This is a genomic window from Bradyrhizobium sp. SZCCT0148 (assembly GCF_018129985.1).
GTDB lineage: Bacteria > Pseudomonadota > Alphaproteobacteria > Rhizobiales > Xanthobacteraceae > Bradyrhizobium > Bradyrhizobium japonicum_H.
Map to the genome: position 1 here is coordinate 223,777 of NZ_JAFCKT010000009.1, position 13,400 is coordinate 237,176.

Annotated in this window: 10 protein-coding genes; 7 read left to right on the forward strand and 3 right to left on the reverse strand. The window is 60.4% G+C overall.

All coding sequences use genetic code 11. The annotated features are described in order from the left end of the window. Positions 1 to 121 precede the first annotated feature (121 nt). The gene (locus JQ580_RS24795; RefSeq protein WP_212282802.1) at positions 122 to 628 is read left to right on the forward strand and encodes a MarR family winged helix-turn-helix transcriptional regulator; all 507 of its coding nucleotides are present in this window, start codon (positions 122 to 124) and stop codon (positions 626 to 628) included. A gap of 15 nt (positions 629 to 643) precedes the next feature. Here JQ580_RS24795 and JQ580_RS24800 read toward each other — a convergent pair whose 3' ends face one another. Next, positions 644 to 1,759 (reverse strand): alpha/beta hydrolase family protein, encoded by a 1,116-nt coding sequence (locus JQ580_RS24800; RefSeq protein ID WP_212282803.1) that lies wholly within the window; start codon positions 1,757 to 1,759, stop codon positions 644 to 646. Between the two features lie 250 nt (positions 1,760 to 2,009). Further along, a complete protein-coding gene (locus tag JQ580_RS24805) occupies positions 2,010 to 2,981 on the reverse strand; it encodes an SDR family NAD(P)-dependent oxidoreductase (RefSeq protein ID WP_212282805.1) in 972 nt (323 codons plus the stop codon). A gap of 529 nt (positions 2,982 to 3,510) precedes the next feature. On the opposite strand from JQ580_RS24805, the gene JQ580_RS24810 reads away from it, so the two are divergent. Further along, positions 3,511 to 3,750: a hypothetical protein gene (locus tag JQ580_RS24810; RefSeq protein WP_014494790.1), complete on the forward strand. Its 240-nt coding sequence runs from the start codon at positions 3,511 to 3,513 to the stop codon at positions 3,748 to 3,750. Between the two features lie 133 nt (positions 3,751 to 3,883). Here the strand turns inward: JQ580_RS24810 and JQ580_RS24815 are convergent, their stop codons facing one another. Continuing rightward, positions 3,884 to 4,858, reverse strand: coding sequence for an alpha/beta hydrolase fold domain-containing protein (locus JQ580_RS24815; protein ID WP_212282806.1), 975 nt, complete (start codon positions 4,856 to 4,858; stop codon positions 3,884 to 3,886). A 121-nt stretch (positions 4,859 to 4,979) separates the two neighbouring features. Here JQ580_RS24815 and JQ580_RS24820 point away from each other — a divergent pair, with 121 nt between their 5' ends. From JQ580_RS24820 to JQ580_RS24840, 5 genes are all read left to right on the forward strand, one after another. Next, a complete protein-coding gene (locus JQ580_RS24820) occupies positions 4,980 to 5,603 on the forward strand; it encodes a TetR/AcrR family transcriptional regulator (protein WP_212282807.1) in 624 nt (207 codons plus the stop codon). Between the two features lie 116 nt (positions 5,604 to 5,719). Further along, positions 5,720 to 6,028 (forward strand): hypothetical protein, encoded by a 309-nt coding sequence (locus tag JQ580_RS24825; protein WP_212282808.1) that lies wholly within the window; start codon positions 5,720 to 5,722, stop codon positions 6,026 to 6,028. 447 nt (positions 6,029 to 6,475) lie between these two features. Then, positions 6,476 to 7,780, forward strand: coding sequence for a tyrosine-type recombinase/integrase (locus JQ580_RS24830; RefSeq protein WP_212282810.1), 1,305 nt, complete (start codon positions 6,476 to 6,478; stop codon positions 7,778 to 7,780). 1,501 nt (positions 7,781 to 9,281) lie between these two features. Beyond that, on the forward strand, positions 9,282 to 9,479 hold the full coding sequence (locus tag JQ580_RS33940; protein ID WP_249134397.1) for a hypothetical protein: 198 nt from the start codon (positions 9,282 to 9,284) through the stop codon (positions 9,477 to 9,479). A gap of 803 nt (positions 9,480 to 10,282) precedes the next feature. Next, positions 10,283 to 13,390, forward strand: coding sequence for an ATP-binding protein (locus JQ580_RS24840; RefSeq protein ID WP_311982480.1), 3,108 nt, complete (start codon positions 10,283 to 10,285; stop codon positions 13,388 to 13,390). The last annotated feature ends 10 nt before the right edge of the window (positions 13,391 to 13,400 follow it).

Sequence of the window (13,400 nt, forward strand, 5' to 3'; positions counted from 1 at the left end):
GTCATGTTTGTAGTTTTAGTGACGAAATTACCTTGCTCTGCACTTGCGTCAGAGCAGGCTTGCGTGGACTATGGCCCTCCACGAACACCGGCCTGAACGAACGGTTCACTGGAGTGACGCTGTGTCCGCGACGAGGAAAGAAGGAGCGCGCATGCGCTCGATCGCCAATTTGGATATCATCAGGCGCTTCACCTGGGAGATCTCGTCGATCAACATGTATCTGGAAGAACTGCGTCAGTTCTGGGCGAAGACGCTCGGCATCAGTGGCCCGCAATGGCTGATCCTGATGGCCATCTCCGACCTCGACAAGGACGACGGTATTCCGGTCAACGTCGTCTCCAAGCTGCTTCACGTCGACCCGTCGTTCGTCACCACCCAGTCCAAGCTCCTCGAGAAGAAGGGCCTGCTCCGCCGCCGTCCCTCACCGACCGACGCCCGGGTGGTCCGGCTGTCCCTGACCGAGAAGACCCAGAAGCACATCGCAAGCCTCACCGAGCAGTACAAAACGATCCGCGAATTCGTCTTCCAGGAGTTCGACGAGGACGAATTGACGGAATTCACCGGCAAGCTCGCGACTCTGAAGACTCGCCTGCAGAAAGCCTGCGTCCGGATGTCGGTCGACTTCTAGCGGCGGAAGCTGCGCTCAGATCCGCCGCGCGGCGGCGCCGAGCTGCGATTCGAGCCAGTCAAAGATGTATTCGTTGGCAAGGCTCGGATTGTCCGCATGGGACTGTGCCGCGCCGGTCTCGGCGGCGGTGAACACCTTCAACATGACATCCGAACTGGCGAGCCGGGAGTCCTGGACGATCTGACGCGCCCGGTCGGCCTTGAGCCAGCCGTCCTCGCCGAGCGTGATCAGCACCGGACAGTCGGCGCTGGAGGCCATCAGCGGCGCGTGCGGCACCGGCACGATGGTGACGTCGCTCATCGCGAAACGGCTGGCAAAGAAGGCTCGTTCGTGCAGGTCCCACAGGCCACCGTCACAGACGGCGGCGGCGAGCCGCGGCTCCTGCAACACCGCACGCGCCACGAAGGACGACCCCCAGCCGTCGGCGATGATCCCGACGCGGGCGAAATCGATGTCGCCGCGCGTCTCCAGGTAGTCCATGACGCAGGGTATCGCGCTTTCAAGATCCCCCCGCCGCAACAGTTCGTCGATGAAGCCGTCGCGCTGGTTGCCGAACAGGTCGAGCGCCAGCATCGAAAATCCGCGCTCGCGCGCATGTGGCGCGAGCTTGTGCAGGAATTCCTCCTTGCGGTGGCCGGGCTCGCCGATGCAGATCACGGTCGGAGCCCGCCCGCTGCCCGACGGCGCGGGAAGGAAGTAGCCCTGCAGCACATGTCCGTCGAGCCAGGGGATCGTCACGACTTCGCCGGCTGGAGCGCGCGCCGCGAGGTAGCGGCGGGCGCATTCCTGCATCGCGAGCACCGCGACCCAGCGGCGCTCGTCGTCCGGCTCGAGCGGCATCGCCGCCGCACCATAATAGTTCATGGCACGCAGCCAGTTGCGCTGCGCGCTCGCCATGTGGCCTTCAGCGAAGGCTGCCTCGGCGCGCTGCCGATTGGCCTGCGCCAGCTTCTTCCACTCGCGATGCCAGGACCGGTCGTCGCCCCGCTTCAGCTGCCGCGCGATCATCAGGCATTCCGCGATCGTGGCGCCGCCTTCCTGCGCCGCGGTCAGGAGCCGCGTGAATTCAGCGGAGATATCCTCCCGCTCCGGGCAGAGGATCCAGTCGTCGGAGAGGCATGCGGGGATCATCGGAGCTACGCTCTATCGTCGCGTTACCCCTGATTGAGTAAACCAATTCAGTGGACCGACCAAGCAGCCGTGCCCTGAATGAAAGCCGTTCGAGATCACCATCGCTTGAACGAAACGGTCCGCTCGCATGCGTGACATTCCAATTCGTCATGAGCCGATCACCGTTGGCAGGAGGTGGCACGCACAAATCCCTGCGCACCTCTTGCCATGATGATGATCATACCTATATCGGCGCGCCTTGGAGGCGATCTCAACCGAGCCGCCAGCCGACCTCCTGCGTAAAGCTTTCGTAGAAAGCGCGATCATAGGCCTGCTCTGGCGTGGCGCGGACGCGTTCGTCGAGGCGCTTGGCGTCCTCACCGACGAGAATGCGCCAGCGTTCCGCCTTGACCCCGTCGAGAATGATTTTGGCGGCCTGTGCAGCCGTGGTCGGCGCATCCTCGAGGAAGCTGCGGGCCCGCTCGGCGAACACCGCCTGGATGTCCTCGTCCGACATCTTGTCGGCATCCGGCACGCCGGCCGCGACCATGCGCTTGCGCGTCAGCGCGACCTCGTCGGCATTGAGCCGCTCCGAGCCGTCGGCGCTCTGCACCTTGCGCGAATTGGAGACGATCGAGGTGCCGATATGGCCTGGCATCACCACCGAGCATTTGACGTGGGGCGCGTGCAGGCGGAGGTCGTTGATCAGCGCTTCGGTAAATCCCTTCACCGCGAACTTGGCCGAGCTGTAGGCGGTGTGTGCCTGGCCCATGCCGATCGAAGCCCAGAAGCCGTTGACGCTCGCGGTGTTGACGATGTGGGCTTCGTCGGCGGCCACCAGCATCGGCAGAAAGGTGCGCACGCCCAGATAGACGCCGCCCCAGCAGATGTTGAAGGTGCGCTCCCACTGCTCGCGCGTGTTGGTGAACAGGCTGCCGCCGCCGCCGATGCCGGCATTGTTGAACAGCAAATGGATCCTGTCCGTCTTCTGCTGGTCGGCAAGTTCGTCGCGAAACCGCTTCAGATGATCCTCGATCGAGACGTCGGCAACATGCGTCGTGACGCGCAAGCCTTGCGGCGGCTTGTCGACCTCGCAGAGCCGCTTGGTTTCCGCCATCGCGGCCTCCGAGACGTCGCACATCGCGACATTGCAGCCCTCTGCTACGAGTTGCCGCGCGAGCTCGCGCCCCATTCCCGTGCCGCCGCCGGTGATGACGGCGATCTTTCCTGCGAAATCCTTCATGGGACTTTCGGCCCCTCCCCTTGTCGGTCTGTTTCTTCGTCAGCGGCACGCGCGGTGCGCGTGCACGAAATGTAGCAGCGCCGCATCCGCAAATGAAAGCGGATCGACGGTGCAGGGGTTATTTCGGCGCGCGGACTATCGGCCGTTCCGGTGCTGCTGCCGCGCGGTTTGTGCATAAGAGGCACTTCGCGCGCGGCACATCCTTCGAGACGCCCGCCGTTGGCGGGCCCTCAGGATGAGGATCAGCCTCATCCTGAGGAGACCGCGGGACGTGGTCGTCTCAAAGGACGAGGCGCTTGCTCGGCAGTCGCCGTTGCAGGCACGGCGGCCGCGTCGGAGGCCGTATGGCTGCGGCTCCCGTATTTGTCCGGCTTCGGTTTATGAGCAGAATTTTTACAATCCGAATCGTCAAATGGACTCCGGACGCTGGGTCGAGTCGGCCAGGCCGACGTGTGGTTTGCGTGTCACAGGCTCTGGCACTCCGCTTGCATCTTCTACGTGGTCTGAAACTACCTAAGAGGTGACAGGAATGTTCGTGACCGTCGTTGCCGTGCTCTGCCGGCTGAGCGCAGCCAGCTCAGGCAGTTGCATCGAGGAAATCGTGACCGACAGCAACATGACGCCCGAAATATCGATGATGCAGTGTGCAATCGGCGCGCAGGCGCCGTTGGCGAAATGGATGGGCGAGCATCCGATCTATCACGCCAACTGGCGCCTCGAGCGCTACAAATGCGTGCCCGGCCATTACGAGATCAAGGGCCACGCCTAAGGCCCCGCAAAACTACTGATCCGTCAATGACGGAGACGAGGAAACGCCCGGGGGCCGCTTGTCCCTCCGCGGGCACCGCCGGCGCCCAGCCCCAGCGAGGCGGCGCGCCCTGTGACCTCAGTCACACCTCACGTCACGCCACCGCACGCATGATCAGCGCCCGCGCGTGCCGGCCTTCCGGCGTCGGCATCAGCGCGTAATTGTGCGGCTGGTCTCGCAGCAGATGCAGATCGACCGGCACGCCCACCGCCCTCGCCCGCGCCGCCAGGTCGACGCTGTCGGGATAGAGCAGATCGCGCGTGCCGGAGAAGATCATCATCGGCGCGAGGAAGCGGAAGACGCCGTTGAGCGGGCTGACGAAGGGATGGTCGACATCGAGCTCGCCGGCATAGAGCCGCCCGGCCTCGACGAGGCCCGGAATACCCTGGATCGGATCGCGTGCCGCGAGCGTCGCCTGCTCCGGACGACTGACCGACGCATCGGCCGCGGGCGAAATCAGCACCATCTGGTTCGGCTGCCGATGACCGCGATCGCGCAGCCATTGGCACGCGGCGAGCGCGAGGCTTGCGCCGGCCGAATTGCCAACGACCGTGACTTTTGCGGATCCGGCGTCTTCCAGCAGCATCCGCAACAGCTCGCCCGTCGCCGGCACGAGGTCCTTTGCGGTGGCGCGCGGCGCAAGCGGATAGATCGGCACGACGCACGACACGCGCGCCTCGCGCGTCATCTGGCCGATGAAGCGCCAATGCGCCGGCACGATCTCGTTGATGAAGCCGCCACCATGCAGGAACATGACGTAGTTGCAGCCCTCGAATCCCGACGACGGCGCCGTGTAATAGACCGGCCAGCCACCCATCTTGGTCAGCGTCACGTCGACGCCGCGCCCCAGGCCCGTCGGCTCATGGGAAGCCGGCTGCAGGGCGAGCTTCTGCACATGCGCCTGCACGGCTTCGGCTGAGGCAAGCTGATGCTTGAGCGGAAGCAGCCGCAGCAGCAGGTTGAAGACGCGGCTTTGCAGGCTGGGTGCTGGATCGCGCCGGGCCGGCGGGCTGAACAGGCAACCACCGGGACAAAACTGCAAGGCCGACACGATCCTGGCAACGCTCATGGCCAAATCCCTATCTGGCACGTTCGCGACGGCGACAAAGAGGCTTGCCGACCCGCCAATATCGGCCGCTATAATGCGAGCATTCACTCGCTTTTCCAACTCGCATTCAGATCACAAGGCCGTGGCCCGCAAACCGCCGACAAAACCCCGGAAAATTGCCTCCCAGGCGCGATCGCGCGCCACCATCGACGCGCTTGTCGAGGCGACTGCTCGCATTCTGGTCCGCGAAGGGTTCGAGAAGGCCAGCACCAACCGTATCGCCGAGATCGCCGGCGTCAGCGTCGGCTCGCTCTACCAGTATTTTCCCGGCAAGGAGGCGCTGGTTGCCGCCGTGATCAACCGCCACAACGAGGAGATCATGGGCATCGTCCGCACGGCGCTCGGCGAGGTCGCCGGCCTGCCGATCGACAAGGCGGTGCGGAAACTCGTCACCGTCGCGATCGAAGCCCACCGCATCAACCCGAAACTGCACCGGGTGCTCGCCGAGCAGATTCCGCGCACCGGCCAGTTCAAAGACGTCGAAGCCTTCAACCGCGAGGTTCAAACGCTGGTGCGCGCCTATCTCGAGAGCCGCCGCCAGGAGATGCGCAAGGTCGACCTCGACGTCGCGACCTTCATCTGCGTCAGCGCGATCGAGGCGGTCGCGCACAACACGGTGCTGCACGGCGCCGAGATGCTGTCGGACAGGATGGTGAAGGTGCTGGTGGACGAGACGACGAGGTTGGTGGTGGGGTATTTGAGGTAGGCCGATTTCCAGCGGTCGTGCCCCTAGGGGAGCCCGCGCTCTCGGAGTTCCCGAATCTGCCTCAGAATCGCGATCGCCCTCTCCTGCGCCCACAGTTGATCGTATTGAGCAACTTCATGCCTGACGAGATCTTCCGTGGTCGTCCCTTGGACGATGCGTTCCAAATGCTTCTGGCTACAGAAACGGGCAACAAGTCCCGCAATCTTCCGCTGCTCGTCCGGCGTTTGATTGGCTACTCCTGCCAAGCTCTCGCGCCACAAACAATCCTCGCGCGCGATCTCGTCACGAAGAACTTGGATGAGCCGATCGGCTTTTCGATCTTTTGGCTCGCCACCGGCCAAAGTGGCCGAGGCGGACAGCGCGAACGAACAGAGCAGAGCGATCCGGAGCATTCCCAATCACACAAGGCTGGCATTAAGACATAATGCTCCCCATTAAGACATATGCTCCCCGCCTCGCCAGACGGGTCAAATCGATTCGGAAAATCGGCGCACAATCAACAACATCGCTACTGTGCATGGGGTTGTTTTAGCAAATTCAGCCTACCAGCCGCCGAGCCGTGACGCGGTACAGGTCGCCGCACATGCGCCACGGCGAGAGCATGCTCAATGCCGACGCTCAACCCGCCCGACCGATGCTTTGAGAAAAATGGTCGGAGCGAGAGGATTTGAACCTCCGACCCCTAGTCTCCCAGGCGAAAAAACGAGAACATATGTGGAACGTTGCGAGACGTGCTAAGATGACGTCTGAAGTCAATTCAGGAACTTAGCGTCCGCCCTAGTCCCACAAGGTACCTCCCGATCCCACAAATTCCTTGCCCCGGGGCAAGGAATTTCCCGGGTTTGCGGCGGTAGCTCAAAGAACGTTCACAGATGCCAAAACTGACAGACAGCGCCATCAAAGCAGCGAAGTGCCCACCCGCCAAAGATCGTATCGAACTCGCCGATAGCTCATGCCCCGGCCTCTATCTGCGGGTCACCAAAAACGGCGTGAAGACTTTCGCGTTCAAGTACTGGTCTCCGATCCTATCAAAGACCGTGACACTGAACCTCGGTCAGTATGACGACATCTCGCTGACCGACGCGAAGCGGAAGGTCGGGGATCACCGGAGGGATATAGCCCGCGATGAAGACCCCCGCGCGAAGAAGCGTCTGGAGCGGAAGAAGGCGGCCCGTGCAGAGGAGCTCTCCTTTGATCAACTCGCCGATCAGTACATCGAAGAGTACGCGAAGCCCAACAAGGACTCGTGGAAAAACGATCAGCACTACCTGAAGCGTGCCCGGGCAGCCTGGGGACGATTGCCGGCCGCTGCCGTAACCGACGACATGGCGGCAGAGCTATTGGACGAGATCGCGGAGGATGCCCCCGTGAGCGCCAACCGCACGCAATCAGTCCTACACAAGCTGTTCAGTTGGGCGAAGCAGCCTGGCCGGAAGCTTGTGCAGGTCAATCCGCTCGCTGATCTTGACCGGCGCGGCGGCAAGGAACAGTCGCGGGACCGCGTGTTGACCGACGATGAGGTCAGAACGCTGTGGTGGGGACTCGATCATCCGGACCTTCCGGCCGACCGGAAGATGGCGTTGGCGTTGAAGACGATCCTGACGACGATGGTCCGGCCGTACCAAGCGGCACTGATGGAGCGCTCCGAGTTGATCGGGCTCGATAGCGACGACGCTCAATACTGCATGCCGCGACACAGGGTGAAGAAGCGCCGGGAGGTAATCGTTCCCCTGTCTGACTTGGCCGTCGAAGTGATCGAGGAAGCCATCAGCGACGATGAGCAGACCGCGGTTTTCCCGTCGAAGTTCAGCGACGGCGATGTTCCGATCGCGCGGGCGTCCCTGTCGCAGGCCTTGGCCGGGAAGAAGAACGGAAAGAAGATCGGCGACAGGACAGAGGACCGCACGGGCATTCGGGCGTTTCTGGGGCTTGCCCATTTCACCGCGCATGATTTGCGACGGACAGCCGCAACCATCGCCCGCCGAGCCGGTGCTCCCCGAGCGGACGTGAAGGCGCTGCTGGACCATGTCAACGGCGATGTCACCGAGGTGTACGACAAGTACGACATGCTGAAGGAAAAGCGGCAGGTAGTAAACTTGCTCGCAAGCGAGCTTCGTCGAATCGTCGGCGAGCGACCGATCATGGCCCACGGTTCTGACCAAAGGACTGCAGCATGACGCGACGCCTCTCGTAAGAGCCGTTGCAACCTCCGGTAGCTCACGCGCCGCCGACGGGCTCTTTCGGATCGTCACCCCCAAGCAAAAAGGAAATAGGGCGCCTCCCGCTTAGGGTCGGATGCTCGCAAGCACGCGCGTGATATCGCCAGGCAGGAGCCGTTGGCATCTCTCCGGACGAAGCCGCCGCGGAGGTCCATGCCTTGCTGGATTCAATTGGAGACACCTGCCCGGAGTGCCTGCCAAAAGCGGTTGATGTAGAGACACGGCGCAAAACAATGGCACTGAGTCCCCTCGATCTCTGATAGCGGAACGTTAGCACATTCTTCTGGACTCTCATTTCCGGGCCACTCTCCGCTCCCTACTCTGGGCAGCGGTTAGCGCAGCAGTTGATTCCATCGTACAAAGGAGCGGGTTAAGAGGTTTCATGCATGCTGCAACAGCCGCCAGTCCGGATCCAGCGCAAGTTGTCGGCGATATTGGCAGCTGACGTCGCCGACTATTCGCGCTTCATGCACTCTGATGAAGAGGCTACACATCTCAAACTGACGACGCTTCTAGCGGAGGCTGTCGAGACCGCGATCGCCGAATGGTGCCCGTATTGTGAAGAACACCGGCGACGGATTCCTAGCGCAGTTTCCAAGCGCGGTGCAAGCAGTCCGGGCTGCAGTGCAGTTCCAGGCCCGCATCACGGAAGTTACGACAGCTGACTAAGAAGACAGACGTACTGCTTTCCGAGGTGTCAATATCGGGGACGTGATCGTCGAGCCCGATGACATCTTCGGGGCGATGTCAACATTGCCGCGCGGCCTGAAAGCATCGCCGACCGTGGCGCCATCTGCATCTCGTCTTCTGCTTACGATCACGTCCAAGGCAAGTTCGGAATTGAGTTCACCTTTGGGTAAGCAAAATCTCAAAAGTATCGCCATGCCGGTCAGCGCATATACGGTAGTTCAGGGTCTAACTCGGCGTCACGATTTGATCGCTTCGCGCCCGAAACCGTTTTGCCGCCTCACCTTTCCATAGTTATGCTGCCGTTCGCCAATCTTAGTTCTAATCCTGAACAAACCTACTTCGTCGATGGCGTGATTGAACCCCTTACAAAGGACCTGTCACGCATCGGTGGCTTGTTCGTCATCGACCGAAATAGCGCCTTCTCGTACAAGGGGACGTCAACAGATGTGCTGTAGGTTGGGCGCGAATTAAACGCCCGTTACGTGCTTGAAGGGTCCGTGCAGCGCAGCGGTGATCGGCTTCGCGTGAACGTGCAACTCATCGACGCTGCAAACGGCAAACATCTTTGGGCCGAACGCTTCGAGACGCCCCTCGCCAACTTTTTTCGACATGCAGAACGAAATCGTATCGAGGCTCACTAAACACATTAGATGCCCAACTCATTATAGCCGACGTGCGACGAACGGAACATTCGCTTCATCCCGACGCAATCCTTTATATTTCCAGGGCACTGCTTCAATCTTCAAGGGTCTAATCATCGAGCACCTGAATGAAGCGCGCGGATTTTTCGATCGCGCCTTGGCATCGATCCCCGTTCTGTTGCGGCGCTGGTCGGCTCGGCGTTCGTCGATATCTGATAACCGGCGGCGAGATGTTAGCTGATGACCGGGCAGCGCGCTTCTCCGCAGCGGAAGCGAATGCGATCAAAGCGCTATCGATCGCTCCGAATGATGCGTGGCTCACCTGATCCTAGGAGATGCCAATATTTTTACGTGCCGCGCTGCTCAAGGCATTCCTGAATGCCAGCGCACGCTGGCACTCAATCGGCAATTTTTTTAGCTCATTGTTATATCGCCTTCGCGAAGTATCGCATGGGGCGTGCTGCTGAGACCGAGGCCCACAGCCGTGAGGCTCTTCGCCTCTCTCCTCGCGACGTCTTTCAATACCGGTGGATGAATGTCGTCGGCCAGGCCAGACTGCAGATCGGAGCGGATTCAGAAGCTCTCGGTTGGATGACCAAGTATTGAGGGCAACCGCATTTGTCCGCTCGCATATTACGCTCGCCGCTGCCTTGAGTTCTCGCTCGATTCCCTTGACGATGCTGCAAACGCGGGACTTGCGCTTAATCCAAGTTTCACAATTCGCCGCTCGCGCGCCTACGCCGCAAGCGACAATTCGATTTACCTTGCCGGGCGAGAGCGAAATTGTGCCGGTATGCGCCTCGCCGGGATACAGTGACGACTGATTTGGGTAAAACGAATAGACCGCGATGCTGTATCACCGGCGGGTTTGCCACGTCTTCCGGCTTGACTCAGAACCTCGCGATAGGGCCTACTTTATGGCTGGATAGTACCTGCTCGACGAGACAACTGCTGTCGGGTGAGGAGGGCAATTCCTGTGGCACGCGGGTATCGCAGTTCAGCTAGGTTACGCCAGCCTGGCGCCCAGGGGAGCGTCCAGAATGCGCGATCTCAGGCGCCACCATTTAAATTTGCATCGCACGGTCTTCCCTCTTTCGCCAAGGGGGTCATCTCGCATGTTCACGACGACGTGGACATCTGGAAGGGTATCGAGACGGTCCCACGAGGTGGGCCTGATCTAAAACGGCAGCCAACCGCAACTTCCCGTCCACGCAACGCCAAAAGGGCCCGAAATCTCGCAACGGAAAGGAAATACGTTACAATTTTGCGGTCCGATCTGCATCGCTCTTCCGACTTAGTGACGGAGCTCGCGCTGGAGGAATCCATCGCGCGATTAGCACCGGCGCTGAAAGAAATGCGATCGGCCGTGCATCAGTACGGAGGAATTGTCTATCGCGAGATGGGCGACGGGCTCTTCGCTGTGTTTGGTGCGCCGATTGCCGACGACCTGCACGCCGTTATGGCTTGCTTCGCCGCCCTGGAATTGCTGCGCCGAATAGATGCGCTTGGAGACGAAAACGTCCGCGTGCGGATCGGGGTGCATTCAGGCCAAGTAGTGGCGGGTCCCCGCAAGCTCGATTATACCCGCACGTACGATTTTGACGGACCACCATTAATTTTAGCCGAGCGCCTGCAGGCAATTGCAGACCCGGGCCAGGCCCTGGCATCTCGGGATTGTCGGGCATTAGCTGAAGGCTATATTCGGTTTGGAGTTGGACAGGCGCACGCTTTGAAGGGCTTCGCGCGTCCCGTAATCGTTCATCCGATCGAAGGTATCGACGAGCTTTCAAAATGGCAGGTTGTCTTGGGGCGTGGTACCGCCGCATTTGTCGGCCGTGAACTAGAACAGGAGCACTTGCTCACGCTTGCCCAGGCTACTACAGACGGTTCGAGCCGCAATGCAATTGTTTACGGCGAGGCGGGCGTAGGAAAATCGCGACTTGTTCGCGAGGTTTTGCGCCTCCTCCATCAACGTGGCTGGCAATCAATGGAGGTGGAGTGCAGCCCCATTGTAGGACATTCGCCTTTTTCCCTTTTAAGGAGTACACTAAGCGTCGCAATCTCCGCCTTGGGCAATTTAGAGATCGCAGCGCTCAAAACCGATCTGCCTATTGCCCAACTTAACGCAATGCGGATTGTTCTCGATGGAGCGGCCGCCGATACGCTTCCAGATTGGGCCAAGCTGCCCGCGCGCGCGCGCGAACGCGCTATTGTTGATATGGCGTGCGCAGTCGTGGCGCGGCGGATCGAACAGAAGCCTACGTTGTTCCTCATTGAGGACGTGCAATGGGCAGACGAGGCCAGCGCCCCAGCACTCAAAGCGATCATGGACTTTGCTAAAAGCAACAAGTTGTTCGTGCTGACGACCGCTCGAATAGGAGATCTGCCGGCTTGGATTGAACGCGCATCGGACGAACAAATTGCGTTGACGCCGTTGAAGCACGATGCCGGCATTGCCATGCTCGACCAATTGCTTGGTAGATCGCCTCGCCTCCAGCCGCTGAAAACACGAATTCTCGAGCACACGGGTGCGATGCCGCTATTTATAGAAGAGGTTTGCCGAGGATTGGTCGAGGCAGGAAAACTAACCGGCGGATGGGGCCAATTTGAGCCAGCACTTGAAGAGGCGGCGCTTGGTGTCCCTCTAACGGTCCAGGGCGTGATAGCGAGTCGGATCGACCGGCTTTCACTGCGCGAGAAGCGGTTCCTACAGGTGGCGGCCGCGATCGGCCCAAAGCCGCAGAGCCATTTGTTGAGAGCTGTCAGCGGTGCCAAGGAAACAATCTTTCATCAGATGCTTACAGCCCTTTTTGCCGCTGGTATGCTGGTTGGATCGTTGGATACCACTCGGAGCGAAATCTCGTTCCCGCACGAGTGTGTGCGCCAGGTCACCTACGACGCCACGCTCGAGTCAGAACGAGTAAAACTGCATAAGCGTATTCTCAGGCAACTGGAATTGGAAGCACCGGCCACAGGTGAGGCCAGCGCGAACGATTTAGCGGCGTTGATGGTTCATCACGCCGTTCAAGCCAAGGAGTGGGCGCGTGCGGCCGAACTGTCTACGGCAGTAGCCCGGCAGTGCTTTAGCCAGTCCGCCTTTGCCGATGCAAAGAGATATTTTGAGCTTGCGATGTCGTCCGTCGATAACCTGCCTCCTTCGTCCTCGCGCGAAGCAATTGCGATCGACCTACGAATCGAGTCGCGTATGGCATATGGCAATTTGGGAATGGTGAGTCGTTGGCTGGATCTTGCGGTCGAAGCTGAGGCCCGCGCCGTGGCCGCCAGCGACCGGATGCGCCGCGTTCCCGCACTGGCCATGCGTGCAGCCGCGTTGAACTTCTGTGGTGTGCCCACCCAAGCCGTTGAGGTTGGGCTATTGGCCGTGCGAGAAGCTGCGGCGAGCGGGCACCAAGGGTGGCTGGCATATGCCGAATATGGCTTAGGCCAAGCTCATTACGTGGCTGGCAACTACGTCGAAGCCGTGAGGACACTCGAACAGGCCTACAAGCGTTTTCATATTGAGGGGGCCGCTCCACCGCCCGGCGGCGGTGCTGCTCAAGCCGCACTGCTCACTTGCATGATGATCTGCGTCAGCAATGCGGCGCTCGGCCATAATGAAGGTGTTGTTGCGGCGCAGGCGCGGGCGGATGCAATTGCTCAAGAATCGTCAGCGCCTGCGGCGGCAATCGCGGCGGGTTTTAGTCGTGGAGTACTGATGTTGTCGAAAGCTGATATCAAGGCTGCGGAGGAGACGCTAACAAGCTCTCTCAAGTTGGCCAGGCAGCATGAATTTCATCTTTTCATACCCGTTCTTGCCAATCAACAAGGATACGCACTCTTACAGCTTGGCCGAATCGACGATGCACGCGATGCATTTTCGACGGCGCGTGATGAGGCCGAATATCTTGGTCACAAGTCCGCAGAACTCCGCTCGAAGCTCGGTCTGGTGCTCTGCGACGCGACGTTTGCGCTTAAGCTCGAAGCAGCGCTTGAGGCAACTATCTACATTGAGCACAGTTGCCGACAAGGCGGGTATCAGCCATTAGAATTAGAAGCACTTCTCATCAAGGGCGCGTTGCTTGAAGCATTGGGAGAAGACGCCACCGCGTGTCGGACGGCCGCCGAGCGCATGGTAACTCTTATCGGCGCTTTCGGTATCAAGCGCGATGTTTGCCGAATGCTGGCGCGGGTATTCGGTAAAGAAACTTCAAATGTTCTTGGAGACGATAGCATCTGATCAAATTTAG

Bases quoted from the DNA above. Each gene is read 5' to 3' on its own strand.
- JQ580_RS24800 (WP_212282803.1), bottom strand. From the start codon at position 1,759: ATGATCCCCGCATGCCTCTCCGACGACTGGATCCTCTGCCCGGAGCGG.
- JQ580_RS24805 (WP_212282805.1), bottom strand. From the start codon at position 2,981: ATGAAGGATTTCGCAGGAAAGATCGCCGTCATCACCGGCGGCGGCACG.
- JQ580_RS24810 (WP_014494790.1), top strand. From the start codon at position 3,511: ATGTTCGTGACCGTCGTTGCCGTGCTCTGCCGGCTGAGCGCAGCCAGC.
- JQ580_RS24815 (WP_212282806.1), bottom strand. From the start codon at position 4,858: ATGAGCGTTGCCAGGATCGTGTCGGCCTTGCAGTTTTGTCCCGGTGGT.
- JQ580_RS24825 (WP_212282808.1), top strand. From the start codon at position 5,720: ATGCCTGACGAGATCTTCCGTGGTCGTCCCTTGGACGATGCGTTCCAA.
- JQ580_RS24830 (WP_212282810.1), top strand. From the start codon at position 6,476: ATGCCAAAACTGACAGACAGCGCCATCAAAGCAGCGAAGTGCCCACCC.
- JQ580_RS33940 (WP_249134397.1), top strand. From the start codon at position 9,282: ATGAAGCGCGCGGATTTTTCGATCGCGCCTTGGCATCGATCCCCGTTC.